Origin of the sequence: Corallococcus sp. CA054B, from assembly GCF_003611625.1 — a bacterium.
In the GTDB taxonomy this organism is placed as follows: Bacteria; Myxococcota; Myxococcia; order Myxococcales; family Myxococcaceae; genus Corallococcus; species Corallococcus coralloides.
In genome coordinates this window covers 18893-44324 of record NZ_RAVY01000020.1, presented here as the reverse complement: position 1 = coordinate 44324, position 25432 = coordinate 18893, and the positions used below count along the sequence as shown (strand labels likewise).

The 25432-nt window shown below is 69.3% G+C and carries 26 protein-coding genes and 6 tRNA genes; 8 read left to right on the top strand and 24 right to left on the bottom strand.

The window, feature by feature from the left end:
• Positions 1–9 precede the first annotated feature (9 nt).
• From rplL to D7V80_RS07690, 18 genes are all read right to left on the bottom strand, one after another.
• Entirely contained in the window at positions 10–381 is a 372-nt protein-coding gene (gene rplL, locus D7V80_RS07775) for a 50S ribosomal protein L7/L12 (RefSeq protein ID WP_120587545.1), read from the bottom strand.
• An 89-nt stretch (positions 382–470) separates the two neighbouring features.
• The gene (gene rplJ / locus D7V80_RS07770; protein WP_120587544.1) at positions 471–992 is read right to left on the bottom strand and encodes a 50S ribosomal protein L10; all 522 of its coding nucleotides are present in this window, start codon (positions 990–992) and stop codon (positions 471–473) included.
• Between the two features lie 396 nt (positions 993–1388).
• Positions 1389–2102: a 50S ribosomal protein L1 gene (rplA, locus tag D7V80_RS07765; protein WP_120587543.1), complete on the bottom strand. Its 714-nt coding sequence runs from the start codon at positions 2100–2102 to the stop codon at positions 1389–1391.
• A gap of 28 nt (positions 2103–2130) precedes the next feature.
• A complete protein-coding gene (gene rplK / locus D7V80_RS07760) occupies positions 2131–2577 on the bottom strand; it encodes a 50S ribosomal protein L11 (RefSeq protein WP_120577859.1) in 447 nt (148 codons plus the stop codon).
• Between the two features lie 108 nt (positions 2578–2685).
• Positions 2686–3234, bottom strand: coding sequence for a transcription termination/antitermination protein NusG (nusG, locus tag D7V80_RS07755; protein ID WP_014397772.1), 549 nt, complete (start codon positions 3232–3234; stop codon positions 2686–2688).
• Positions 3234–3677: a preprotein translocase subunit SecE gene (gene secE / locus D7V80_RS07750; protein ID WP_120587542.1), complete on the bottom strand. Its 444-nt coding sequence runs from the start codon at positions 3675–3677 to the stop codon at positions 3234–3236. The genes nusG and secE overlap by 1 nt, the downstream gene beginning before the upstream one ends.
• Before the next feature lie 88 nt (positions 3678–3765).
• Positions 3766–3841 (bottom strand) — tRNA-Trp (locus D7V80_RS07745).
• Between the two features lie 22 nt (positions 3842–3863).
• Positions 3864–4028 (bottom strand): 50S ribosomal protein L33, encoded by a 165-nt coding sequence (gene rpmG, locus D7V80_RS07740; protein WP_002617522.1) that lies wholly within the window; start codon positions 4026–4028, stop codon positions 3864–3866.
• Positions 4029–4122: 94 nt separating this feature from the next.
• Positions 4123–5313 carry an elongation factor Tu gene (gene tuf, locus D7V80_RS07735; protein WP_120587541.1) on the bottom strand — a complete coding sequence of 397 codons (1191 nt, stop codon included), beginning with the start codon at positions 5311–5313 and terminating at the stop codon, positions 4123–4125.
• A gap of 16 nt (positions 5314–5329) precedes the next feature.
• Positions 5330–5405: transfer RNA gene (locus D7V80_RS07730), tRNA-Thr, on the bottom strand.
• Positions 5406–5426: 21 nt separating this feature from the next.
• Positions 5427–5502: transfer RNA gene (locus D7V80_RS07725), tRNA-Gly, on the bottom strand.
• Between the two features lie 9 nt (positions 5503–5511).
• Positions 5512–5595: transfer RNA gene (locus D7V80_RS07720), tRNA-Tyr, on the bottom strand.
• 82 nt (positions 5596–5677) lie between these two features.
• Positions 5678–5750 (bottom strand) — tRNA-Thr (locus D7V80_RS07715).
• A gap of 126 nt (positions 5751–5876) precedes the next feature.
• Positions 5877–6677, bottom strand: a complete 801-nt coding sequence (gene rlmB / locus D7V80_RS07710; protein ID WP_120587540.1) for a 23S rRNA (guanosine(2251)-2'-O)-methyltransferase RlmB — start codon at positions 6675–6677, stop codon at positions 5877–5879.
• Positions 6678–6682: 5 nt separating this feature from the next.
• Entirely contained in the window at positions 6683–7129 is a 447-nt protein-coding gene (locus tag D7V80_RS07705) for a hypothetical protein (RefSeq protein WP_014397775.1), read from the bottom strand.
• A gap of 65 nt (positions 7130–7194) precedes the next feature.
• Positions 7195–8172, bottom strand: a complete 978-nt coding sequence (locus D7V80_RS07700) for a RimK family alpha-L-glutamate ligase (protein ID WP_120587539.1) — start codon at positions 8170–8172, stop codon at positions 7195–7197.
• A 77-nt stretch (positions 8173–8249) separates the two neighbouring features.
• On the bottom strand, positions 8250–9575 hold the full coding sequence (gene cglB, locus D7V80_RS07695; RefSeq protein ID WP_120587538.1) for an adventurous gliding motility lipoprotein CglB: 1326 nt from the start codon (positions 9573–9575) through the stop codon (positions 8250–8252).
• Positions 9576–9793: 218 nt separating this feature from the next.
• Positions 9794–10186: a DsrE family protein gene (locus tag D7V80_RS07690; protein WP_120587537.1), complete on the bottom strand. Its 393-nt coding sequence runs from the start codon at positions 10184–10186 to the stop codon at positions 9794–9796.
• Positions 10187–10384: 198 nt separating this feature from the next.
• Here D7V80_RS07690 and D7V80_RS07685 point away from each other — a divergent pair, with 198 nt between their 5' ends.
• From D7V80_RS07685 to hrpB, 4 genes are all read left to right on the top strand, one after another.
• Positions 10385–10924 carry a HEAT repeat domain-containing protein gene (locus D7V80_RS07685; RefSeq protein WP_120587565.1) on the top strand — a complete coding sequence of 180 codons (540 nt, stop codon included), beginning with the start codon at positions 10385–10387 and terminating at the stop codon, positions 10922–10924.
• A gap of 80 nt (positions 10925–11004) precedes the next feature.
• The gene (locus D7V80_RS07680) at positions 11005–11700 is read left to right on the top strand and encodes an HAD family hydrolase (protein ID WP_120587536.1); all 696 of its coding nucleotides are present in this window, start codon (positions 11005–11007) and stop codon (positions 11698–11700) included.
• Positions 11701–11742: 42 nt separating this feature from the next.
• Positions 11743–12864 (top strand): hypothetical protein, encoded by a 1122-nt coding sequence (locus D7V80_RS07675; protein ID WP_120587535.1) that lies wholly within the window; start codon positions 11743–11745, stop codon positions 12862–12864.
• Positions 12865–12909: 45 nt separating this feature from the next.
• Complete coding sequence (gene hrpB / locus D7V80_RS07670) at positions 12910–15474, top strand: ATP-dependent helicase HrpB (RefSeq protein WP_120587534.1); 2565 nt, start codon at positions 12910–12912, stop codon at positions 15472–15474.
• 17 nt (positions 15475–15491) lie between these two features.
• Here the strand turns inward: hrpB and D7V80_RS07665 are convergent, their stop codons facing one another.
• On the bottom strand, positions 15492–15971 hold the full coding sequence (locus tag D7V80_RS07665; RefSeq protein WP_120587533.1) for a GNAT family N-acetyltransferase: 480 nt from the start codon (positions 15969–15971) through the stop codon (positions 15492–15494).
• A 263-nt stretch (positions 15972–16234) separates the two neighbouring features.
• On the opposite strand from D7V80_RS07665, the gene D7V80_RS07660 reads away from it, so the two are divergent.
• Both D7V80_RS07660 and D7V80_RS07655 read left to right on the top strand, forming a co-directional pair.
• Positions 16235–17284, top strand: coding sequence for a hypothetical protein (locus D7V80_RS07660; RefSeq protein WP_120587532.1), 1050 nt, complete (start codon positions 16235–16237; stop codon positions 17282–17284).
• A 149-nt stretch (positions 17285–17433) separates the two neighbouring features.
• Positions 17434–18258: a hypothetical protein gene (locus tag D7V80_RS07655; protein ID WP_120587531.1), complete on the top strand. Its 825-nt coding sequence runs from the start codon at positions 17434–17436 to the stop codon at positions 18256–18258.
• A gap of 112 nt (positions 18259–18370) precedes the next feature.
• On the opposite strand, the gene fdxA is transcribed toward D7V80_RS07655, so the two are convergent.
• The 4 genes from fdxA to D7V80_RS07635 form a co-directional block, all read right to left on the bottom strand.
• Positions 18371–18706, bottom strand: a complete 336-nt coding sequence (gene fdxA / locus D7V80_RS07650; protein WP_014397786.1) for a ferredoxin FdxA — start codon at positions 18704–18706, stop codon at positions 18371–18373.
• Between the two features lie 111 nt (positions 18707–18817).
• Positions 18818–19906 (bottom strand): aspartate-semialdehyde dehydrogenase, encoded by a 1089-nt coding sequence (asd, locus tag D7V80_RS07645; protein ID WP_120587530.1) that lies wholly within the window; start codon positions 19904–19906, stop codon positions 18818–18820.
• 69 nt (positions 19907–19975) lie between these two features.
• Positions 19976–20326, bottom strand: coding sequence for a rhodanese-like domain-containing protein (locus tag D7V80_RS07640; RefSeq protein ID WP_120587529.1), 351 nt, complete (start codon positions 20324–20326; stop codon positions 19976–19978).
• Between the two features lie 102 nt (positions 20327–20428).
• Positions 20429–21580 (bottom strand): acyl-CoA dehydrogenase family protein, encoded by a 1152-nt coding sequence (locus tag D7V80_RS07635; protein WP_120587528.1) that lies wholly within the window; start codon positions 21578–21580, stop codon positions 20429–20431.
• 132 nt (positions 21581–21712) lie between these two features.
• Between D7V80_RS07635 and D7V80_RS07630 the strand changes: the two genes are divergently transcribed.
• Positions 21713–21784, top strand: a tRNA-Cys gene (locus D7V80_RS07630).
• A 79-nt stretch (positions 21785–21863) separates the two neighbouring features.
• On the opposite strand, the gene D7V80_RS07625 is transcribed toward D7V80_RS07630, so the two are convergent.
• Positions 21864–23543, bottom strand: a complete 1680-nt coding sequence (locus D7V80_RS07625; RefSeq protein ID WP_120587564.1) for a nitrous oxide reductase family maturation protein NosD — start codon at positions 23541–23543, stop codon at positions 21864–21866.
• Between D7V80_RS07625 and D7V80_RS07620 the strand changes: the two genes are divergently transcribed.
• Positions 23542–25407, top strand: a complete 1866-nt coding sequence (locus D7V80_RS07620) for a SpoIID/LytB domain-containing protein (protein WP_233585204.1) — start codon at positions 23542–23544, stop codon at positions 25405–25407. The genes D7V80_RS07625 and D7V80_RS07620 overlap by 2 nt on opposite strands.
• Positions 25408–25432: the final 25 nt, after the last annotated feature.

Below are 25432 nucleotides of genomic sequence, written 5' to 3'. Positions count from 1 at the left end.
TGTACAGAACTACTTGATCTCGACGGTGGCGCCAGCCGCGGTGAGCTGGTCCTTGATCTTCTTGGCGTCGTCCTTGTTGACGCCTTCCTTGACCGTCTTGGGCGCGCCCTCGACCAGGTCCTTGGCCTCCTTCAGGCCCAGGCCGGTGATCGCGCGGATCTCCTTGATGACGTTGATCTTGTTGGCGCCGGCGTTCGCCAGCACCACGTTGAACTCCGTCTTCTCCTCAACAGGAGCGGCGGCGGCGGCGGGGCCCGCGGCGGCAACGGCCACGGCGGCGGCGGAAACGCCCCACTTGTTCTCCAGCAGCTTCACGAGCTCGCCCGCCTCGAGGACGGTGAGCTTCGAGAGTTCTTCAGCAATCGCGTTCAAATCGGCCATGGAACTGTTCCTTCTGGTTGACTAACGGCCGGCGACCCATTTGGGCGGCTCGGCCGAAGAGGTTGCGGTAGAAATACTTCTCGGGACGATTACTGTCCCTGCGCCTTGTCCGCGTGCGCCTGGATGACGCGCGCGAGCTGCGACCCGGGGGCCGCGATGGTCCGGACCAGCTTGCCTGCAGGCTGGTTGAGCATGCCGAGCAACATCCCGCGCAGCTCATTGAGGCCCGGCAGCTTCGCCAGTGCCTTCACGCCGTTGGCGTCGACCTTGTTACCGGCGACGACGGCGCTACGGACCTTGATGGTCTCCATGTCCTTGATGAAATCCATCAGGATCTTCGCAGGAGCCACCTCGTCGTCGTAGCTGATGCACAGGGCCACGGGACCCGTGAAGTCATCAGAAATCGCGGAGACGGTCGTACCCTGAGCGGCACGGCGCGCCAGCGTGTTCTTGATGACCTTGTACTCGACCTTGCCCTCGCGGAACTTGCGACGCAGCTTGGTGACGGTTTCGACGTTCACCTTGGAGGACTCCACGAGCACCGCGGTCTTGGTCCGCGAAAACTTCTCGTGAAGGTCCTTGATCATCTCTTCCTTCTCGCTCTTCAGCACCTTGACTCACCTCCTTCATGGCCCGACCTGACGGTCGGGCGTGATGCCTGGGCCAAAGTGGCAGAGCGAGGGAGGAGCCTCCGAGAGGCACCACACCGCACCTCCAGTCTCGGCAGGGCTGACCTTGCGGTCGTTTGAACCAGGAGCGGATGGACGGCCCGACCGGTTGCCCGGTTCCCAACGGACGCGTCTTCTCCAATCCAGGTCCCTGCTGTCATGAACCAGGTCGGAACGCCGCGTCTCTCGACATGGCGCCCCAATTGCAAAAGCCGGGGGCCTATACCCCCGGCTTTCGCAAAGATCCAGCACTTTCTAACGGACCGACGTTCGCGGGCGACGGGACTGACGCTCCCCGTCAGGGAGCGCACCCTTCCCTGCCCGCCCTGGCACCCGCGATTAGCGGTGACGCGCCAGGATTTCCGTGGTGTCGAGCTTGATGCCCGGCCCCATGGTCGTCGAGATGGCGATGCCCTTCAGGTACACGCCCTTGGCGGTGGCCGGCTTGAGCTTCATCACCAGGTCCACCAGCGCGTTGAAGTTCGCCTCGAGCTTGTCCGCGTCGAAGGAGGCCTTGCCCATCTTGGCGTGGACGATGCCCGCCTTCTCAGCGCGGAAGTCGACCTTACCGCCCTTGGAGTCACGGATGGCCTTGGCGACGTCCATGGTCACCGTGCCGACCTTCGGGTTCGGCATGAGGCCACGGGGACCGAGCACCTTACCGAGGCGGCCGACGATACCCATCATGTCCGGCGTCGCGATGACGGTGTCGAAGTCGAGGAAGCCTTCCTCGATGCGCTTCTGGAGGTCCTCGGCGCCGACGATGTCCGCGCCGGCGTTGGTGGCCTCGGTGGCGCGCTCGCCCTTGGCGAACACGGCCACGCGCACGGTGGCGCCGGTGCCGTGCGGGAGCACCACGGCGCCACGGACCATCTGGTCCGCGTGCTTCGGGTCCACGCCCAGGTTGATGGCGACGTCGACCGTCTGGTCGTACTTCGTCGCGCGGGCATCCACCGTCTTCTTCAGCAGCGCGAAGCCCTCGGCGACGGCGTAGCGCTTGTTGCGGTCCACCAGCTCGTTGGACGCGCGGAACTTCTTTCCATTGGTAGCCATGGCAGGAATCCTTGAGAGGTAGGGCGGGCTAGCCGACGACGTCGATGCCCATGGAGCGCGCGGTGCCGGCAATGGTGTTCATGCAGGCTTCGAGGGACGCGGCGGTGGTGTCCTGGATCTTCTTGTTGGCGATCTCCTCAAGCTGCTTGCGGGTGATCTGCCCCACCTTCTCCTTGCCCGGCTTCTTCGCGCCCGAACCCTTCTTCTTCTCCGTGTGGAGACCCGCGGCCTTCTTGATGAGGATCGCGGCGGGAGGGGTCTTCAGGATGAAGGTGAAGGAGCGGTCCTGATACACGGTGATGATCACCGGGATGATCAGACCCTCCTTGGCCTCCGCCTGCGTCTTGGCGTTGAACTGCTTGCAGAACTCCATGATGTTCACGCCCTGCTGACCGAGCGCGGGACCAATCGGCGGGGCGGGGTTCGCCTTGCCGGCGGGGATCTGCAACTTGACCTGACCTGTGACCTTCTTCATCGGCGGACTGCTGCCTTTCGAGAGGGTGGTTCCGACGGGCCGCCAGACGGGGCGGCCCTCCCACCCGTTGATCCGCGCCCGTCACCCGGGCACGGAAGACTTGTGAAACTAGCCGGTGGTCTTCTCCACCTGCATGAAGTCGAGCTCCACGGGGGTCGCACGGCCGAAGATGCTGACGAGCACGCGCACGCGGCCCTTCTCCGGGTTGACCTCTTCCACGGTGCCATTGAAGTTGGCGAACGGGCCGTCGATGACGCGCACCGTGTCGCTGGTCTCGAACTGGACCTTGGGCTTGGCCTTGTGGGCGCCCTCGGTGACCTGCGCGGTGAGGCGCTCGACCTCGCGGTCCGACATGGGCCGGGGCTGCTCGTTCTGGCCGACGCCCGGGAACCCCGTCACCTTGGAGGTGTTCTTCACCAGGTGGACGGTGGTGTCGCTGAGCTCCATCTGGACGAAGATGTAGCCCGGAAACAGCTTGCGGCGGGTGGTCTTCTTCTCGCCGTTCACCATCTCCACGACCTGCTCCATGGGGATGAGGATCTCACCAATCAGATCCTGGTCCTGCAGGCCCTTGAGGCGCACCTGCTCTTCCAGGTTCTTCTTCGCCTGGTTCTCGTAGTTCGAGTAGGTCTGGACCGTGAACCATTTCTTCGCCATTACAGCTTCCCCCACAGGGCAGGCAGCCACTCCACCATCAAGTTGTAGGCGACGGTGTCGATGCAGAAGAGCAGAACGGCCGCCACCAGCGAGGCGACGACCACGGCCATGGTCGATGCGCGGGTCTCCGACCAGGTAGGCCAGGTGACCTTCATCAATTCGGCCGCCACGTCGATGGAGAGGGCGTGCGTGCGAGGGTGGAAGTAGGCCGCCAGCACCAGGGCCAGGGCGACCCCATAGCCCGCGAGCGTCGACACGCGCCAGCCGAGGCCTTCGAAGAGCTCCACGTCGCTCCAGCCGAACCGGCTCCAGAGCAACCCGAAGACGTGCTCCAGGAAGAGGGCCAGGACGATGCCGGAGACGAGATAGAAGATGACCACGAGCCGCTTGGGGTCGATGCCCGAGCGGTTAGCCTGCTGGCTGGCCTCAGATGCCGTCGCCATGGTGCCTCACGAGGGACTGCGGAAGCGGGACTGCGAAAAGGCAGGGACCCCCGGCACCGCTCGGTACCGGGGGTCCCTGTACTGAAGCTGGCAGGCCAGGAGGGATTCGAACCCCCAACACGCGGATTTGGAGACCGCTGCTCTACCGTTGGAGCTACTGGCCTAAACCTTCATGGAACGGACGACCTAGACCTTGCCTTCCTTGTGGTCCGTATGCTTGCGGCACCGAGGGCAGAACTTGCTCAGCTCGAGCTTGTCCTGGCTCTTCCGCTTGTTCTTCGTGGTCGTGTAGTTCCGCTCTTTGCACGTGGTGCACTCGAGCGAGATGATGGAACGGTTACCCTTAGGCATGGTTCATTTCACCAGATGCGAGAAGGGAAGGCTACAAAAGCAGCCCTCCCCTCCGCAACTCAGTGCCCGTGAAAGCCGGTCGGCGGGAAGCCGACTAGGCGATGATCTCCGCAACGACGCCGGCGCCCACCGTACGGCCACCCTCGCGGACGGCGAACCGGAGCTCCTTCTCCATCGCGACCGGGGTGATGAGCTCCACCTCGATGGCGATGTTGTCGCCCGGCATGACCATCTCGACGTTGTCCGGCAGCTTCACCGTGCCCGTCACGTCCGTGGTGCGGAAGTAGAACTGCGGACGGTACCCCTTGAAGAACGGGGTGTGGCGGCCGCCCTCTTCCTTCGACAGCACGTAAATCTGCGCCTTGAACTTCGTGTGCGGCGTGATGCTGCCCGGCTTCGCCAGCACCTGGCCGCGCTCCATGTCCTCGCGCTTGAGGCCACGGACCAGCGCGCCGATGTTATCGCCCGCCCGGCCCTCGTCCAGCAGCTTGCGGAACATCTCCACGCCCGTCACCACCGTCTTCTGCGTCGCGCGCAGACCGACGACTTCCACTTCCTCGCCGACCTTGATGATGCCGCGCTCCACGCGACCAGTCGCCACCGTGCCACGGCCGGCGATGGAGAAGACGTCTTCCACCGGCATCAGGAAGGGCTTGTCCGTCGCGCGCTGCGGGGTCGGGATGTAGGCGTCCACCGCCTCCATCAGCTTCAGGATGGCCGGCTCGCCGATGTCGCTGGTGTCACCCTCCAGCGCCTTCATCGCGGAGCCGGGGATGATGGGGATGGTGTCGCCCGGGAACTCGTACTTCTTGAGCAGGTCGCGGACTTCCATCTCCACGAGCTCGCGCAGCTCGGGGTCGTCCAGCAGGTCCACCTTGTTCAGGAAGACCACGATGTAGGGCACGCCCACCTGGCGCGCCAGCAGGATGTGCTCGCGCGTCTGGGGCATCGGGCCGTCCGCCGCCGACACCACCAGGATGGCGCCGTCCATCTGCGCCGCGCCCGTGATCATGTTCTTCACGTAGTCGGCGTGCCCCGGGCAGTCGACGTGCGCGTAGTGACGGTTCTTCGTCTTGTACTCCACGTGCGCCGTGGAGATGGTGATGCCGCGCTCGCGCTCTTCCGGCGCCTTGTCAATCTGGTCGTACGCCAGGAACGTGGCGCCGCCCGTCTTGGCCAGCACCTTCGTGATGGCGGCCGTCAGCGACGTCTTGCCGTGGTCCACGTGCCCAATCGTTCCGATGTTCACGTGGGGCAGGCTGCGATCGAACTTTTCCTTGGACATGACACTCCTCGAAAAATGGAGCCCTGAACCAGGATTGAACTGGTGACCTCATCCTTACCAAGGATGCGCTCTGCCAACTGAGCTATCAGGGCTTGGCGATTCACTACAACGGTTGGAGCGGGAAATGGGATTCGAACCCACGACATTCAGCTTGGAAGGCTGACGCTCTACCAACTGAGCTATTCCCGCATTGCCGAGTGGAGAGAGGTGGATTCGAACCACCGTAGGCGTTGAGCCGGCAGATTTACAGTCTGCTCCCTTTGGCCGCTCGGGCATCTCTCCAGATATTCGCTTGTGGTGCTGCGCGCTGCTCTCTACACCATCCTGCTGCGTCCCGGGCCCTTATCCGCGGCCCGTCCTACCTGGCCGGCGGCGGGATTTGAACCCGCGACCTACTGATTACAAATCAGTTGCTCTACCGACTGAGCTACACCGGCATCCATCCAGCAACTGCCCCGCCCTACCTCATCCCGAGCGGACCGTCAACCCCTCGGCAGCGGCTTGAGAGGCGCGACCTTTTAAAAGCCCCCACTCTCCAAGTCAAGGAGATTGATCCGGAGTCGTCAGCGGGAAGGACGGCCCCGCTGGCGGGCGACCTCGTATAGCAGAATCGCGGCGGAAACCGACGCATTCAATGAACCGACCTGACCGCCCATGGGAATCCGGAGGCGGAAGTCGCAGTGCTTGAGGACGCCTTCCCTCACGCCCGCCCCCTCTGCCCCCACCACCAGCGCCAGGGGCCCGTCCAGACGGGCGCTCCACAGAGGCTCGGCGCCCTCCACGTCCGCGGCCGCCACCCAGAGGCCCGCTTCCTTCAGCTGCTCCAGGGCACGGGAGATGTTGGTGACACGCGCGATGGGGCAGTACTCGACGGCGCCCGCGGAGGCCTTGGCCACCGTGCCCGTCACCTGCACGGCGCGGTCCTTGGCCAGGACGACGCCGTGGGCCCCGAGTGCGTGGGCCGAGCGGATGATGGCGCCCAGGTTGTGCGGATCCTGGATGCCGTCGAGCACGACGACGAGCGCGGGCTGCTTCTTGGCCTTCGCCGCGTCCAGCACGTCCTCCAGTTCGACGTACTGGAAGCCGCGCAGTTCGGCGACGACGCCCTGGTGCACGCCGCCCTCGGCCATGGAGGACAGCCGCTCGCGGCCGACCTTCTCCACCCGGACGCCCGCGTCACGCGCGCGACTGAGCAGCTCGCCCGCGGCCTTGGCGCCGACCTGCCCGTCGACGATGAAGAGGCGCTCCACCGCGTCGGGATGGGCCCGCAGGGCCTCCAGCACGGGGTTGACGCCATGGACGTAGCGCGGGGCTTCGTGGCCGCCGCGTTCACCACTGGAAGGCTTGGGGGAGCGCTCGCGCATGGGGGCTACTGGACCTCCACGGGCAGCGAGAAGGTCTTCTTCTGACGGGCGCAGATCTTCTCCGTGCAGATGAAGAAGGTCAGCGTCGCGTCCAGCGTGCCCTTGCCGGCGGACACCGCGGTGAAGGGGACCTCGAAGCGCGGATCCACGAACTGCTGGCCGTCCGCCTTCTTCGCCACCGACTGTTCACGGGTCAGCGTCTTCTGGGCGGGCGTCAGCTGCTTGCCCGTCAGCTCCAGCTTCAGCGGGGCCTCGTCGGAGACGTGGGCGCCGGGCTTCGACTTGATGGCGAGCACGAACGTGCCCTGCCCTCCGGCCTTCACCTGCGTCGACGTCCCCTCGGTGGTGACTTCGTAGAGGGTGGCGGGGTCCACGTCCTGGGCCAGCACCGGCGCGCCGACGAGCGTCAGCAGCAGGGGGGCCAGGGTCGGGAGGCGGCGGGTGCTGGGCATGGGTGTCTCCAGGAAGGCGGCGTTCGTATACCGGGGCTTCGGACGCGCGGGGAGCGCTTTCTCTTCTAACTCCGCGGCGCGTTCACCTTCACGGCGCCCTTGCGCCCCGGAGGCGGCGGGGGCAGGGCCTGGGGCGTCTCCAGGGCAGCGGTCCAGACGGGGGCGGCGCCGGCGATGAGGGCCTCCGCCCGCTGGATGATGGGCGTGGCCAGGTCCAGGCCCGTCGCGGCCTCCATCTCCAGGAGCGCGGGCGAGCTGTTCACTTCGAAGACCTTGGGGTGCCCCTGGACGTCCAGGATGTCCACCGCGGCGACCTCCAGGCCCACGAGCCGGGCGACCTTCTCCGCCGTGGCGCGATGGCCGGGGGACAGCGGCAGGGCTTCCAGGCGGGCGCCCCGGTTCAGCGTGTGAGACAGGCGCCCGGGGCGCGGCTTGCGCAGCACGCAGGCGATGGCCTCACCACCCACCACGAGCACGCGCACGTCCTGGCCGGTGCTGCGCACGTACTCCTGCATCACGAGGTTGTGCCCCAGACCGAGCACCGCCTCGAGCGCGGCCTCCAGTGACTGGAGGCTCTCGCAGACCATCACGCCGTGCTTCTCCTGGCCCTGGAGGAGCTTCACCAGCACGGGCACCCCGCCCACCAGGCCGACCATCTCCTTGAGGTGGGCCGCGTCCCGGGCCATCACCGTGGCGGGGATGTCGATGCCGTGGGCGGACAGGAGCTGGAGCGCGCGCATCTTGTTGCGCGACTGCGCGATGGCCTGGGCGTGGTTCACCAGGGGCACGCGCGCCAGACCGAACTGGTTCACCACCGCGAGCCCGTAGGTGCTGATGGACAGGGCGATGCGCGGGATGACGACGTCGGTGGGCGTGAGCTTCTTGCGGTCGTAGAACAGGGTCGCCTGGCTGCCCCCGTCCAGATGCATCTGCACCCGGAGCGGGTTGAGCACGCGGACCCGATGTCCCCTCGCGCGGCCTGCTTCGACGATCCGCCGCGTGGACGAGATGGAAGCGGAGCGCGAGAGGACAGTGATTTTCATGGCGGAGGCGACCGGCCGGCGAGGACCCTATAATCCCCGCCTCCGCCCGCGTAAAGCCGCCTCCGCCTGCCTGCCAGCTACAGCTGGCGGATGGCGCGCACTTCGACGCTGACCGGGTCTTCCGGCCGCGACGCTTCAAGCTTCGTGCAGGTGCTGCCCGTGAACCGCACGCCACCGCTCTCCAGCGACCAGGTGTCGGGGCCCGCGAGCGTGCGCTCGCCGTCGATGTAGACGACGATGAGCTTCTCATTGGAGGGCAGCTGGCTCTGCTCGAGCGGCGTGAAGCACGGCTCGCCCGGCTGGATCGCCTCGCTGATCGACTTCAGCGCGTCCGCCAGCTCTTCGCGGTTGCCCGCCTGGTAGAAGGAGCGGCCGCAGAAGCCGGTGCTGACGTCGCAGGTGTCACCCTCGCCGCAGTCGATGCTGGCCTTGCACGTGCGCGCGAAGCCGCCCGCGCGAGCCATCTCGTTGAGGACGCTGGGGCCGTCACCCGCCGACGTCTCCGCGCCGAAGCCGATGACGATGGTGGAGATCCTGTTCGCCTTCAGCGTCGACACCGCGGTCACGGAGGCGTTCTTGTCGAGGCAGCCACGATGGAAGTACGGGCTGAAGCTGTCCACGCACAACGACGGCGTTTCGAGCGTGCAGCGGCACTCCGCGCTGGTGCCATCGTAGGGGTTGCCTTCGTTGCAGTTGGGGAGACCATCGGTCAGCAGGATGATGATCTGATCGCGATCCTCGGAGTTGGCCCTCAGCTGCGTGCCGACGAACTCCAGGCTCGCGCTCGTCGGCGTACCGCCCCGGGGCCGGTTGGCGCCGCCATTGGGGATCCCCTGAAGCTGGTCATTGACCAGGCTCGCATAGTTCTGGAGGTCCTCGTCTGAATCCAGATCGAACGGAACAGCGGCGCGGACGCTCAGACTGCCAGGGGCAGCGCTGGCAGGCGCGCACAATTCAGGCACGGTGTTGTTCTGCGGCGGCGGCTTGATGGGAGGAGGCTCGGGGTAGGTCGTCAGGCCGAAACGGACCAGCTTGCCGCTCTCCGCGAGGAACGGGCCCATGGCGCCCTGGAGCTCCGACCAGCGCGTGGGGCACTTCGAGGTGTCGCAGGGATTGAGGTCCTCACACGTGTAGAACTTGCCGTCAGGGCCCCGGAAGTCACACACGCGCGTGCCGTTGACGACCAAGTCGGCGTTGACCGGCTTCGTCATCGAACCGGAGATGTCCACGAGGAGCATCACGTCCGGCTTGCTCTTGCGAGCGGTGATCACCGTCTCCTTCGTCGTCTGGGCGATCGCGAGCGGATCCACCGGCTCGAAGTCATAGGTCTGGCAGCCGGCCATCACGGCAACACCGAGGGTGCCGGCCAGCAGTGCGCTCAGGGGGGTCAACGTGGCGCGCATAGGCTTTGAGGGTTTCCTTCCAGGGGGGAACAACGAACTGCGAATGCCCCAGCGTAACGCGTGGACGCCCACCGAGGCTACAGCGACGCGCGGCAGGCAGGTTCCATTCAGGTAATGCTGCCAAGTTGCAACGACAGGCGATCCGCGAGGGCAGGTTCGGTTCTCCTGTCGGACATCCGTCTCCTTCCGGAGGGTGGGGGCCCGGCTCGGGTGTCCGCTCAGAGCGTGAGGACGCGCGCGCCGTCGGTCAGCCTCCAGATGGAGGCCAGGCCCATGACTTCGTCCAGCGTGCCGTGCAGTTCCTGCGGAGAGAGACCACAGATGCGCACCGTGGTGTCGCAGGCCACGAGCTTCGCGCCCAGGGCGCGCGCCTCCTCCAGCATCCGGGCAGGTGTAGGGACATTGAGCCCTTCGGCCCGGGCCGCCTCGGTGCGCTCCCGCTCGCTGTGCGCCAGGCCGAAGCCGCCGCGGACCAGCTGGCGCAGGGCCTCGAAGGCGAAGACGAAGTAGACGTCGTCGCCCATCGCGGCGGCGGTGATGCCCATGGAGGCCGCCTGATAGGCGGGCTCGTACGTGGCGTGTTGGAGGAAGAAGAAGACGCGTCCGGCCATGGTGGGCCGACCTTAGCGTTATCGAGTCCGGACCGGCAGCCGTCGTATAACGGGGCTCCCCTTCCCCACCGGGAGCCCCGCATGCCGAGCCAGCCGTCCCGCCCCCGCGGTGTTCGTCCCTCGCCGGTTCCGTTCCGTTCCGCCTCCTCGCGATGGGTGGCGCTGGCCGGTCTCGCCTTGCTCGCGGGCGTGGGGCCCATGTCCGAAGCGGCGCCTGTCCCCACGAAGGGCCCGACCGCGGCATCCGTGTCCCCCGCCGCCGTCGTTCCCGGGCCGCTGCGCACGGAGGCGCTGGGGTTGCTCTCTCAGCCGACCGTGGCGCCCGAGGCCGCGTGGCGCAGGTTCGGGCCAGAGGTCGTGCCCGTGCTCGCGGCGCTGGCGGAGGACACGAGCGTCCCGGATGCGCAGCGGATGCGGGCCGTGACGGCGTTGGCTCGCGTGGAGTCGCCCGAGGCGGGCCAGACGCTCCAGGCGATGCTGGAGGATCCGCACCGGCCTTCGGATGTCCGCTCGCAGGCCGCGGCGGCGCTGAGCCAGCGGCTGGGGTTCGAAGCAGTGAAGACGCTGCAGGCCCGGCTGGTGGACCGCGACCTGCGGTTGCGTGAGGCCGTCGCCCAGGCGCTTGGCCGGCTGGGCGGTCAGCGGGTGCGCGAGGTGCTGGAGGAGCGGCTCCCCCTGGAGGACATTCCCCAGGTGCGTGAAGCGCTCCAGCAGGGTCTCACGCTCGCGGAGCCCTGAGCCGGGCATGGCGGGGGCAGCCACCCTGATGGACTGCTCAGGGCTCGCGTCGGGCGGGACCTTCCGTTAGATGGGAGGCCATGCGCCCCACCGTCCTCCTTTTCGATATCGATGGCACCCTCGTCACCACCGGCGGTGCCGGCCGCCGAGCCATGGGCCTGGCCTTCGAGCAGCTTCACGGGCGGCGCGACGCGTGCGACGGCTTCAGCATGTCCGGCATGACGGACCGGGCCATCGTCCGCAAGGGGCTGGGCATCATCGGTCAGCCCGATACCGAGGACACCATCAGCGCGGTCATCGACGCGTACGTCGCCCACCTGGGACTGGAGGTTCCCAAGGTCGATGCGCGCGAGTACCGGCTGCACCCGGGCATGCGTGAGGCCGTGATGGAGGCTCGCTCGAGGCAGGGCTTCGCGGTGGGCCTGGGCACCGGCAACGTGCGCGCGGGCGCCAAGGTGAAGCTGGACCGCGTGAACATCCACGACCAGTTCGCCTTCGGTGGGTTTGGCTGCGACTTCGAGGACCGCGTGGCGCTCATCCGGCACGGCGCCCAGGCCGGAGCGGCGCAGCTGGGTCACCCCCTGGAGGCGTGCCGGGTGGTGATCATCGGCGACACGCCGAAGGACGTCGCGGCCGCCAAGGGCATTGGCGCGGAGACGATTGGCGTGGGCACGGGCAACTTCACGCCCCAGGCGCTGCGCGACGCTGGCGCCGAGTGGGCCTTCGCGGATTTCGCCGCCCCTGGAGCCATGGAGGCCCTGCTCGTCGGACGGTGAAGGTGTGGTATCTCCGCCGCCCCTCCGAGGAGTCGTCCACCCATGTCGTCCACGCTCGAATCCTATGAGCTGATCCGCTTCGCCGAGGCCTTCGAGGCCCGACTCGCCACGGCGGAGGAGATGGTCGTCGGCAGGCCGGGGTTGGAGGCCGAGAAGCAGTGGCTGGCCTCCGCGCTGGAGCGCCTGCGCGAGGCCCGTGAGCCCGCGGGCGGCCTGCTGGAACAGGTGAAGGACCTGCCGGAGCTCGACGAGGCCCGCGAGGAGTTCTCGTTCGATCAGCAGGGCCGCTGGGTGGATGCGCTGGAGAAGCTGCACGCCGGCATCACCTTCACCGCCAGCAGCCGCGCCCCCGTCATCGAGGCCCTTTTCCCGCACCTCAAGTTCCCGCAGCTGCGCCGGGCGCCCGTGGAGCTGGTCAACGAGTACGCCACATCGTACGAGCGGCGGCTCAAGAGCGCCTACGTCACGCGCATCTTCTCCCGCGACGACTTCGCCATGGTCCGCCCCGTCGTGGATCAGGTCGCCGCGACGTTCGCCGCGTGGACCGCGAGCCTGTCCCCCACTCCCCTGCCCCCGGATCAGGAGGCGGTCCTGCGCGAGGCGCTGGTGTCCCTGGGACGGCGCCTGGACGTGGCGCTGCGGCAGGGACGGCTGCTCGCCGAGGCCGCGCTCGTTCCCGTACCCGGGGTCTTCGAGGCCGCGGGCCTCACCCTCAAGCCCCGGAAGCGCGCGGGCAAGTCGCTCGCGCTCTCCGCCGAGGACGGGGCTTCGGACCTCTTCGGTGAAGAGGGTGACGCCGGCCAGGAGGAGGAAGGGTTCGAGGGGTCCGAGGAGGCTTCCGGGGACGACTCGATGGAGGCGGCTCCCGACGCGTCGGAAGCCGAGGCTCCCCTGGAGGAGACCGTGGCGGAGGCTGGCGGCTCCGAGCCCCAGGCTTCGGACAGTGGCTCCGAGGAGGGCACCGCTGCTTCCGAGCCCGTCGCCCCGGAGGCTCCCGTCGCGGCGCGTCCCGCTCGGCGGGGCCGGCCTCCGAAGAACGCCGCTCCGGCCTCCGAACCCGCGCAGTCCGATGCTCCTGCGGACGCTCCGGCTTCTGGTGCTCCGGAGGCCGTGCGCCCCAAGCGACGCAAGAAGAACGACCCGTCCGAGGCTGGCACGCCTTGAGACCCGACGCGCGGTGAGTCTCCCGCCGTGAAGAGGAACCCGGACATGGCGGACGTCGCCCTTCCCATCGATCCCCTCCTGCCCGACATCGTCTCCACGCTCCGGAGCACGCGGTCGCTCGTGCTGGAGGCGCCGCCTGGCGCGGGCAAGACGACCCGTGTTCCCCGCGCGCTGCTGGAGGCAGGGCTGGGCGCGGGCAAGGAGATCGTCGTCCTCCAGCCCCGGCGGCTGCCCACCCGGCTCGCCGCACAGCGCGTGTCCGAGGAGATTGGCGAGCGCGTGGGCGAGACCGTTGGCTACCAGGTCCGCTTCGAGGACGTCCGCGGTCCCAAGACGCGCATGTCCTTCGTCACCGAAGGCGTGCTCGGACGCCGCCTGCTCACCGACCCCACCCTGCGCGACGTGGGCATCGTCGTGCTCGACGAGTTCCATGAGCGGCACCTGTCCGCGGACATCTCGCTCGCGCTCCTGCGGCGGCTGCAGGAGACGGCCCGCCCGGACCTCAAGCTCGTGGTGATGTCCGCCACCCTGGAGGCCGAGCCGGTCCGCGCGTACCTGGGCGGCGCCCCCTCCCTGCGCTCCGAGGGCCGCCGCTTCGACGTCAGCGTCGAATACCTTTCCGCTCCGGATGAGCGGCACCTGGATCAACAGGTGCTCTCCGCGCTCAAGCGCCTGTTCACCCAGGGCGTCGACGGCGACGTGCTCGTGTTCCTTCCCGGGGCCGGGGAGATCCGCCGCGCGCGCGACACCTGCGCGGAGTTCGCTGAGCGCCACGACGCCGACGTGCTCCCGCTCCATGGCGACCTCTCTCCCGCGGAACAGGACCGCGCCGTGCGCCGCAGCTCGCGCAGGAAGATCATCCTGTCCACCAACGTCGCGGAGACGTCCGTCACCATCGACGGCGTCGCGGTCGTCATCGACAGCGGGCTTGCTCGCGTGGCGTCCCACTCGCCCTGGTCCGGGCTGCCGCAGCTCAAGCTGGGCAAGGTGAGCCGGGCCTCCGCCGTCCAGCGCGCGGGCCGCGCGGGCCGCACCCGCGCCGGGCACTGCGTGCGCCTCTACACCCAGCACGACTTCGACGGCCGGCCTGATCAGGAGGCCCCGGAGATCCGCCGCACCGACCTGGCCGAAACGGTGCTCTCCCTGCGCGCGTCGGGCGTGAAGGACCTGACGGCGTTCCCGTTCTTCGAGCCGCCCCCCGCCCCTGCCCTGGAGGCCGCGGAGACGCTGCTGCGCCGGCTGGGCGCGGTGGACGCGAAGGGCCAGGTGACGGACGTGGGCCAGCGGCTCCTGCGCTTCCCCGTCCATCCGCGACAGGCGCGCGTCATCGTCGAGGGCGAGCGCCGGGGCGTGGGCGGGGATGCCGCAGTGCTCGCGGCCCTCATGGGCGAACGCGACATCCGCCGCGAGGCCCGCGCCAACCTGGGCGGTGGAGGCCGCGCGTCCGCGCTCGTCAGCGGACCTTCCGACCTGCTGGAGCTCCTGGAGCGCTTCCGCGAAGCCGGCCGTTCGGGCTTCACCTCCGGCCGCATGCAGTCGCTGTCGCTGGACGCGGGCGCGGTGCAGTCCGTGGAGCGCGTGCAGAAGCAGCTGCGCCGCTCGGTCCGCGAACAGGGCGCTCGTCCCGGGCGCCCCGAGGACGTGGAGCAGGCCCTGATGCTCAGCGTGCTCGCGGGCTACCCGGACCGCGTGGCCCGCAGGCGGCGGCCCCGCTCTCCGGAGCTGCTCATGTTCGGCGGCGGCACCACCAGCCTTTCCGAGTTCAGCGTCGTTCAGGACGCGGAGCTGATGGTCGCCGTGGACGCGGAGGAGCGCCCCGGCCGAGGCGCCGTCGTGCGGCTCGCCAGCACCGTGGAGGCCGAGTGGCTGCTGGATCTCTACCCGGAGACGCTGGAGGAGGTGGACACCCTCCAGTGGAACGCGGACTCGCGCCGCGTGGAGCGCCTCACCCGGCTGGCGTACGGCAACCTCGTGCTGGAGGAGACGCGCACGCCCGCGCCACCGTCCGAGGAGGCCGCGCGCGTGCTGGCCGAGGCGGCGCTGGCCGCGGGCCCGGAGCGCTTCGCGGAACCCGAGGCGCTGGAGCAGTGGCGCACCCGCGTGGAGCTCCTGGGCAAGGCGTTCCCCGAGGCGGGCTTCCCCACCGTGGACGCGGGCTTCATGCGCGACGCGCTGGCGTCCCTGTGCGTGGGCGCGCGCAGCTTCTCCGACCTGGAGGGCGTGTCACTGCTGGACGCGCTCTACGCGCGGCTCACCTCCGAGCAGCAGCGGCTGCTGGCGAACCACGCCCCCGAGCGCGTCACCCTGCCCGGCGGGCGCGGCGTGAAGGTGCACTACGAGCCCAACAAGCCACCCTGGGTGGAGTCACGGCTGCAGGACTTCTTCGGGATGGCGCAGGGGCCCAGCGTGGGCGCGGGCCGCGTGCCGCTGGTGCTGCACCTGCTGGCCCCCAACATGCGCGCCGTGCAGGTGACGACCGACCTGGCGGGCTTCTGGGAGCGTCACTACCCGGCCATCCGCAAGGAGCTGTGCCGCAAGTACCCCCGGCACTCATGGCCGGAGGATCCGCGCCACGCCGCGCCGCCCGCGCCCCGTCCTCCGAGGCGCTGACGGAAAGCGGCGCGGGACTACAGCCGCTTGTGCATCTCCAGGTGGTCGATGCCGGCCTCGTCGAAGACAGCGCCGACGGGCTGGTAGCCGTGCTTCTTGTAGAAGTCGAGCGCGTAGAGCTGGGCGTGCAGCATGATGCCGTTCACGTTGCGGCGGCGCGCCTCCTCCTCCAGCGACGTGAGGAGCAGCGAACCCACGCGGGCCTTGCGGTGCGCCTGGAGCACCGCCATGCGGCCAATCTGGCCCCACGCTCCGCTCTGCCCCGCGGGCGGCTCCGGCAGCTTCACCAGCCGGCCGGTGCCAATGGCGTGGCCGCCCTGGTAGGCGATGACGTGGTAGGCGTGGGCGTCCTCGGCGTCGCGCTCGATGCCCTCGGGCACGTGCTGCTCCTCGATGAACACCACCTCGCGGATGGCGAGGGCCTGCATGAGCTCCGCCTCGTCCTTGATGTGGGCGATGGTGACGGGTGCCGGGGAAGTCTCTGGAGGCGTCGGCATGGCTGTGGGCAAGGTACACAAAAGCCCGCGCCGCCAACAGGCGGAAAAAACCACCGCCTGCCGACCCGGCATGCCTCCCGCGCGGTCGGCCCGTCCCCTGCCCCCTGTCCTCGAAAGGGCCTGTCGCGAAAGCCCCGCCGCATCGGGTCATCCGGTTGCAATTGCCCTCTCACGTTGGGCCTCTTGTCGGGTTCCACTCCGCGCATGGGCGGGTCCGCTCGGAGGAGGATCACCCCGGGGAGGGCATGGTAGGGTTCAGGCCGATGCGTACCCGTGCCCTCTTCGCCCTGTCCGTGGGCCTGCTGTCGACGCCCGCGCTCGCCCAGAAGGAGTTCTTTTTTGGAACGGGAGAGCCGCCCGTGTTCCGCGAAGCGGACATGGACAAGCGGTTCCTCCGCTCCCGCGTCAATCAGGCCCTGGTACAGGGGACGAGCGACGCGAACTGCGCGCAGCTCGTGGGCGCGCTGCTCACCATCGTGGGCGAGTCCGCGCCGTACCTGCACAAGCGCGACGAGAACTTCTACCTGGACCCCGTGCTGATCCAGGCGCTGGGCACGCAGCTGTCCACGCCGCGCTTCCCCGCCAACATGTACCTGGTGTCGATGATGCGCCGGGTGCTCATCGACAAGCGGCTGCCGCCCGAGTGGATGCAGACGGCGGTGGCGCTCGCGCCGTACTACCCGCCGTTGGATTTGAGCAAGCTGCGCTTCATCGCGGATGGCGTGAAGCCCGTGGACAGCTTCTTCTTCACGCTGCCCGCGATGATGGAGCGCTACGACATGGAGGTCCTCAAGGCCAACACCACCGCGGCCAGCGTGGCGGACGCGAAGTTCCGCGACGACTACCTCGACAAGGAGGTGGCCTTCGCGGGGCTGGAGTTCATCGACGCGAAGCTGGAGAAGCCCAAGAAGAAGAGCAAGAAGGGCCCTCCGCCCGAGCCCCCCGCGCTGGTGGCCCGGCTCGTCTACTACCTGCCGGACCCGGGCAATGACGGCCTGCTCACGGGGCTCACCTACGGAAAGCCCAAGGTGCGGCCCGCCATCACCATCACGGCGCGCCTGAAGGAAGACCAGTACACGCCGCTGACGCAGCTGCCGAAGGGCGCGCGCGTGCTCCTGCGCGGCCGCTTCTGGGAGTACCGCAAGCAGCTCAAGGAGCTGGAGGTGCGCGACGCGTACCTCTTCCAGGACCGCGACTGGGCCCAGAACCCCGCGCTCGCGGATCCCAACGCCGTGGCGTCCTGTCCGCTCGCGTTCAACGACCTGACGGGCACCGCGCCCGTGCAGCCGGGCGGCTTCGGCGGCAAGCGCTGAAACGCGCCGTCCCGCGTTCCGCACGCCCATCCCGGAGGCGGCACCCCGCCGTGCCGCCTCCGTTGCGCGCCCTCCTCCCGGGAGCGCGCCCCGCCTGACTGGCACGGCCGCTGCTCATGCCCGCGCATCCCTTGCGCGCGAGGCATGCCATGAAGGTCGAAGGTCAGGACGCCCCTTCCGGAAACGAGAAGGTCCCCCCGGAGAAGGACGCGTTCAAACAGGTCCTCCAGCGGACCTCCGAACGGCCCGCCACCCCACCCCGTCCCGGGGCCCGCCGCGAGCCGGTGGCGCCAGGGGCCCTTCCCAAACCCGGCCTGCTCCGTGCCGGTGGACAGGGGCTGGGGCCAGCGACGCGGGCCACTCCGGCGCTCCCCGGCGTCCGTGCGGCGGGAGCCATCTTCGCGACGACGCGCAGCGCGCTGGGGAGCCCGGAGACGCTCCGCCAGGCCCGGCAGGGCATGCACGTGGAGGCGCAGCGGCTGGGGTCGGTGCGCCAGGAGGCGCTCGTGGAAGGCGGGACGCAGGCCTCCCACCGTGCGACGGAGCTGCTGGCCCGCGAGGTGGAGCGCTCCTACCGCGCGGAACCCCGTCCGGCGCCGGGTCCCCTCCCCTCGCCCACGCGTGAGGACCGTTCCTTGGAAGGCCTGTCGCGCGGCTCCCCGCCCGAAGGGGCTCGCTCGGCGGGCGGCTCCACGGAGGGTGCCACACCGGCCGGCCCTCCCGTCGCGCAGGTCGAGTCCACCCTGGCGCTCATCGAGAAGATCGAGGTCTTCGTGAAGTCACAACGGCCGGCGCTGGGCCTCAGCCTGCGCGGTCCGCTGGAGGCCACCGTGGAGGTAGAGCGCACGGGGCCCCGGGAGGTGGCCCTGCGCATCCAGGGCCGCCATGGGCCCGTTCCCTCCGAGGACGTGGCGCGGTTGCGCGACGCGTTGGAGGCCCGGGGGCTGCGCCTCAGCGTCCTCCAGGCGGGGTGAACGTCCGACGATGCCCTTCTCCCGCCTGACTCCCGGAACGACGAAGGCCCTCACGCCAGGGGGCGCAAGGGCCTGCATCACGACGGGCGCGCTTGGGGGATACGGCCCCCGATTACTTCCCGGGCGCGGTGCTCAGCTCGCCGCGCTTGCCCTTCTTGTCCTTGTACTCCTCGGCCTCGGGCAGGGCGGCCTTCTTCTCCGCGATGTTGGGCCACTTGGAGGCGTAGTCGGTGTTGAGCTTCTTGTACTCCGACCACTCCGAGGGCAGCTCGGTCTCGGGGAAGATTGCCTTGGTCGGGCAGACGGGCTCGCAAGCGCCACAGTCGATGCACTCGTCCGGGTGGATCACGAGGAAGTTCGCACCCTCGTAGAAGCAGTTGACCGGGCACACCTCGACACAGTCGGTGTACTTGCACTTGATGCAAGGCTCGGCGACGACGTAGGCCATGTTGATGTCTCCTCTGTGCGGAAATCCGCGCGTCCGTGGCCGCGCACAGTAGATGGTTGCGGCCAGGGTTGGCACCCTGAATTTAGGGCCCCACCCGGCCCGCTTCCCCGGTCAGCCCAGCAAGCCCTGCGCCCGAAGCAGCTCGGCGACGAGGATGGCGCCCTTCGCGGCCCCCATCTTCGTGTTGTGGGAGACGAGCACGTACTTGAAGCCGTTCTCCAGCACCCCGTCCTCGCGGATGCGGCCCACCGTGGTGGCCATACCACCGTGGGTGTCCCGGTCCATGCGGGGCTGGGGGCGGAACGGGTCGTCCAGCACTTCAATCCACCGGGGCGGAGCGGACGGCAGGTCCTTCGCCACCTGGGCGCCCTGCCACTCACGCATCGCCTGGGCGACCTCCGCCACGGTGGCCTTCTTCCCGAGCGACACGAAGACGGACTCGGTGTGGCCTTCCAGGACGGCGACACGGGTGCAGGTGCAGGAGACGCGCACGTCGTGCGGGGTGAGCGCCGCGCCCGCAGGGTTGAGCGCCCCGAGGATCTTCTTCGTCTCCACCTCGACCTTGTGCTCCTCCTTGGGGATGTAGGGCACGACGTTGTCGAGGATGTCCAGGCCGATGACGCCGGGCGAACGTCCGGCGCCGGACATGGCCTGGAGGCTGGTCATCAGCACGGCCTTCACGCCGAAGCGCTCGGCCAGGGGGGCCAGCGTCACGGCGAGGCCGGTGGTGGTGCAGTTCGGGATGGGGACGATGAAGCCCTTCCACCCGCGCTGCCGGCGCTGCTCGTTGATGAGCGGGGCGTGGGCGGCGTTCACGGGGGGGATGAGCAGGGGCACGTCCGCGTCGTAGCGGAAGGCGCTCGCGGCGGAGAACACCGGGATGTCCCGGGCCAGGCGCGGCTCGATTTCACGGGCGACGTCCGCCTCCACGGCGGAGAAGGCGATGTCGTAGTCCTTCGCCTGGACGGCCTCGCCGCTGACCACCGTCATGCGGGCGATGGACTCCGGGAGCGGCTCCGGGACGAACCAGGCCAGCATGCCGTTGGAGGCGCGCAGGGCGTCCGCGTACGTTTTTCCAGCGGAGCGGGGCGAAGCGGCGAGCCCGGTCAGCTCGATGAACGGGTGGTCCTTCAGGGCAGCGATGAACTGCTGGCCCGCGAGTCCGGTGGCGCCAATGAGCACGGCGCGAAGCTTGGCCATCGTGGGGAGTCTCCGGTGGGAGCGGCAGGGCGCTCCTTACACCGTTTCACGACGCGCTGCATCCGCCGCTCAACGGTGGGCGTGGGAGGGGGCGCGTGCGTGGCGCTCCGTGGGGTAGCCCCCCGTCACCCAGGCGTGGAGCCCCCCGGCGAGGCACACGGCGTTGCGCCCCCTCAGGCGCAACACCCGGCAGATGCGGCGGATGTCCGCGCAGTCCTGGGTGGTGCCGCACAGGACGATGAGCTCGTCGTCCGGCAGCATTGCCAGGTCCCGCGCGATCTCCGAGGCCGTCATGCGCAGCGCGCCGGGGATGTGGATCTCGAACCGCTCCCAGTCCATCGCGTCGCGGCAATCCAGGACGAGCACCTCCTCGTCCCCCAGACGCATGAACAGCTCATCACAGATGATGGTGGGCTCCACCGGGACCTCCCCCAGGCGACTGGCTCCATCGAACCTGAACCAGGGGGCTTTTTTCCCTCTTCCCGCCTGTCCGCCCGCCTGCTCCCGGAAGCCGCCGGGGCTTTAGAGCCCCAGCTGCTTGGCGATGATTTCGTTCATCACCTCACTGGTGCCGCCGCCGATGGGCCCCAGCCGCGCGTCGCGCCAGTGACGCTGGATGTCGTACTCCATCATGTAGCCCGCGCCGCCGTGGAGCTGGAGGCACTCGTCGGCCACGCGGCAGCAGGTCTCCGTGGCGACCTTCTTGGCCATGGAGGTCTGCGCGATGGCGTACTCGCCGGCCACGTGCAGCCGCAGCGCGTGGTAGGTGAGCTGCCGCGCGCATTCACGGGCGGTGTGCAGATCCGCCAGCTTGTGGCGCACCACCTGGAAGCCGGCCAGCGTCTGATTGAAGGCGCGGCGCTGCTTCACGTGCTCGAGCACCGTCTCCAGCATGTCGTCCATGGCGCCCACCGCGCCCAGCGCGAGCGACAGGCGCTCCCACTGGAAGTTGCCCATGATCTGCGAGAAGCCCTGGTTCTCCACGCCCAGCAGGTTCTCCGCGGGCACGCGGCAGTCCTCGAAGAAGAGCTCCGCCGTGTCGGACGCGCGCCAGCCCACCTTCTGGAGCTTGCGCCCCACGCTGAAGCCCGGCGTGCCCCGCTCCACCACCAGCATGGACAGGCCCTTGTGGCCGCGCGACGGGTCGGTCTTCACCGCCAGCACCACGAAGTCCGCCCGCACCCCGTTGGTGATGTACGTCTTGGAGCCGTTGACGACGTAGTGGTCGCCGTCGCGGCGGGCGGTGGTGCGCAGCCCCGCCACGTCCGAGCCGGCGTCCGGTTCGGTGATGCCCAGGGCGCCAATCTTCTCCCCCCGGATGGCGGGGGCCAGCCAGCGCTGCTTCTGGGCCTCCGTGCCGAACAGGTGCACGGGGCCGGTGGCGATGGTGAACTGCCCTGCCAGCCCCGCGGCCACGCCTCCGGAGCCGCAGCGGCCCAGCTCCTCCAGGAGCACCGCCTCGTACAGCTCCCCGGCCGCCGTGCCCCCGTAGGCCTCCGGGTACTTCAGGCCCAGGAAGCCCAGCTCGCCGAAGCGGGTGAAGAGCTCCCGGGGGAACTCCTCCCGGGACTCCCAGTCCGCCGCGAACGGGCGCAGCTCCTTGTCCACCACCGCCCGGACGGTGCGGCGGAAGGCTTCGTGCTCCTCTTGGAAGACGCCATGGCCGTGCAACATCGTTTGCTCCCTCGCTAGTCAGGGCCTGACACCCCGCACCGTATGGTACCGGGACGAGAAGCGGGGCCGGATGGTGTTGCTTCCTTGACCGGCTCCTGCCGGGCTGCGTATAACCCCGGCCCCAATCGCTGCGGCGCCATAGCCAAGTGGTAAGGCAAAGGTCTGCAAAACCTTCATTCCCCGGTTCGAATCCGGGTGGCGCCTCATAGACAAAAGGCCCGATGCGGAAAGTCTCCGCATCGGGCCTTCTGCTTTTCCGGGGGGTTGCTTTCCCGGGTGGGGCCTAGCAGCCCAGCTCCACCGCGCCAATGTCCGGGGCCGCGCCGCAGAAGGGCTGGCCCTGGTCCAGGCCCTTGTCCTGGGCGGCCACGGTCGGGGCGAAGGTGTCCGACACCGTCACGTCACCGCCGTTGGAGGTGGTGTCGTTCGTGGCGGCCTTGAAGGCGTCCAGGGCCTGGAGCTGGCCGTTGGTCTTGAACTGCGCGCCGGCCGGATAGAGGTTGCTGCTCATCTTGAGGCCGGGGGCCTGGCCGCCCACGTCCACGCTGACGGGCGCGTCCACGATGTTGTTCTCCACGCGCAGCGACTCCGTGGGGCCGCCCGTGCCGTGGCCCAGGATGATGCCGGACTTGGCGCGGGTGATGGTGTTGTTCACCACCACGGTGCCCTTGGAGTTCTCCAGGCGGATGGCGGTGCCTTCGCCGCCGCCCGCGTCGGTGATGTCGTGCACGCGGTTGCGGCGCACGACGATGGACTGGGGCACGGGGCCCTCGTGGTTGCCGCCCACGGAGATGCCCTTGGCGGCGTCATACACCTCGTTGTCCTCCACCAGCACGTTGTTGGCGGAGTAGTGGATGACGAGCGCATCGCCCTTCGCCGTCTCCGACGGCTGGAACTTGTGCATCCGGTTGTTGCGGATGACGACGTCGTGGCACGTCTTGATGTCCACGGCGTTCTCCCGGTTGTTGAAGAAGTGGTTGTTCTCCACCAGCAGGCCCGTGGCGGGCGGCAGGGTGCTGAAGCCCTCGGGCCCCAGGCACTGCACGGAGTCACCCGAGTTGTCGTGGATGTCGTTGTTGCGCACCGTCACGTCGTAGGACGCGGGCTGCATCACGATGCCGTGCGAGTCCTTGTTGCCGGTGGTCCGCACGAAGTCGTGGATGTTGTTGTTCTCGATGGTGGCGCCCTTGGCGTTGTTGAACATGGTGACGCCCGCGCCGCCGGTGCCGTTGTGCAGGTCCGAGTTGGCCAGCACCGAGCCCTGCACGTCGCCCTCGAAGGCGACGCCGAAGATGGGCTGTCCCTCCACGTCGATGTCGAACCCGTCGATGACCCAGTTCGCGCGGCGCACCTGCACCGCCGCGCCGGAGCCGCTGCCCGGGGTGAGCTTGGGACGGCCCTCGCCCTGGAGGGTGATCTTCGCCTCGGGCGTGCCGGCCTGGGTGTTGTCGCCCAGCACCACGCGCTCGGCGTAGGTGCCCGCGAGCACGCGGATGCGGTCGCCGGGACCGGCCTTGCTCACCGCCATGGCGATGGAGCGCAGCGGCGCGGCCTCCGTGCCCTGGGCGCCGTCGTCGCCGTTGGGCGACACCACCCACTCATGGGCGGGCGTGGTGGCGGGGGTCTCCTGCATCGCCTGCGCGCTGACGGCGGGCTGGGGACCGGGCTCCGCGATGGGCGCGTGGTCCGCGTGCTCCGGCATCTGCGCGGCGGGCGTGTTCTCCACCGGCTGCACGCCGATGGGAGGCGCCTTGCCCGGCGCGGTGGGGGTCTTCTCGACCTTGGGGGTGCTCCCTGTGCTCGTCGCGGGGGGCTGGGTACCGCCGCCCGAAGAACCGCCGGTGCCTCCGCCAGAACCACCGCCGCCGCCACAAGCGGTCAGTCCAAGAGCCAGGGAGCAGGCAGCCAGGGAGGCCACCAAGGTGTGTCGCGTCTTCAATCCGTTGCCTCCAAGAATTCGCATGAGCAGGGGCAACGCGCGGCGTTGGGCGTTCTATTCACTGCCGGTCATCCAGGGCGAGACGCGCCGCAGCGGGAGGGAGAACCGTGACGCTCGGCCCCATGGCGGCTACGGTGCCGCCGCCGTGTCCAAAGCCGTCCTGCTCCTGACCGCCCTGCTGCTCGCCTCCTGCGCCACGCCGGCGCCCTCACCTGCCCCAGTGACCCGGGGCCTGGGCGAGCCGGAGGTCTCCGTCCCCGCGAAGCCCGCTGACGCGGGGGTGACGCCCCCCGCCCCGAGTGGCCTGGAGGATCCGCTCACGTCGGGCCTGCCCGGGCCGCAGGACCTGAAGCGCCTGGACTTCCGCAACGGCGAGCCGCGCCTCCCCATCAAGCTGATGGAGGGACGCGAGGTGGTGACGTTCTCGCCGCGCGCGCGGATGCGGCTGCGCTTTGGCGGGCCGGGAGACAAGGTGCTGGATGCGCCCGCGGGCTCGCGCTGGACGGTGCGGGTGACGCAGGGCGAACCGGCCCAGTGGAGCGCGCGGGTGCAGTTGGGCGAGTTCCGCTTCGCGGACAAGGCGGGGCTCGCGGAGGCGCAGGAGACGTGGCGCGCGCGGGGGCTCGCGGTGCGCACGCACACGCTGGGTTCCGTGTACGGCATCGCGGGGAAGGTCATCGACAACCGGCGCTACCTCCTTTTGGGTGAGGAGGCGCTGACGCCCGAGGCCGCGGCGAAGCAGCAGGCGGAGCTGATGCGCCGCTACGGCCTGCGCACCACGCTCTTCGAGGAGGTCCGCAAGCCTTCCCGCGCCATCCTGGAGCTGAAGGACGAGAACGACGCCGTGGTGGGCCTGGCGCAGGACCGGCTGGACGCGGAGACGCCGGACGGCACCGGCTTCGACGTGCGGCAGGTGGAGTACGGCGTGGGCTACGACTTCCACGCCTTCGAGGACCGCAGCTTCCGGGGCGCGCTCCAGTTCGCGGTGGACCGGAGCGGCAAGCTCGCGGTGGTGAACGTGGTGGGCCTGGAGGACCTGCTCAAGGGGCTGGTGCCGTCCGAAATCTTCGCGCGCGCGCACCCGGAGGCGCTCAAGGCCCAGGCCGTGACGGCTCGGGGCGAGGTGCTGGCGAAGGTGGGCATCAAGCACCTGGCGGATCCGTACCTCCTCTGTTCGGAGCAGCACTGCGCGGTGTACCGGGGCCGCACCGGCGAGGCGGCCAGCACCACCGCCGCGGTGGAGGCCACCCGGGGACAGGCCCTCTTCAGCCAGGATGGCCGGCTGGTGGACTCCGTCTACAGCGCCGTGTGCGGCGGCCACACCGAGGACAACGACGTGGTGTGGGGCGGCCCGCCGGACCCGAGCCTGCGCGGGCGGCCGGACCTGCTGGAGCCCGCGCCGGACGTGCCCGGCCCGTCCAACCTCAAGGCCTGGCTGGCGACGTCGGACGTGCCCGCCGCGTGCAAGCTGTCCAGCTTCGCGCAGCCCACGAAGTTCCGGTGGGAGAAGCGCTTCACGCAGGGCCAGGTGGACGCGCTCACGGAGAAGCTGGGCGTGGGCGCCATCCAGGGGCTCGCCCTGTCCGAGCGCGGGGTGTCCGGGCGCGCCCGGCTGCTCACCGTGTCGGGCACGAAGGGCGCCACCCAGGTGCGCGGGGAGCTGAACATCCGGCGGCTCTTCGGGATGCTCAACAGCAGCATGGCCACGGTGGAGGCCGAGCGGGACGCCGAGGGCCGGCTCACCGGATGGCTGTTCCGGGGCGGCGGCTGGGGCCACGGCGTGGGCATGTGTCAGACAGGCGCCATCGGCCGAGCGGAGGCCGGGCAGCGCTATCCGGAGATCCTGCGCTTCTACTTCAACGGGGCGGAGGTGGCCCCCATCTACTGAGATGAAGCGGACATTTCGAGCGCAC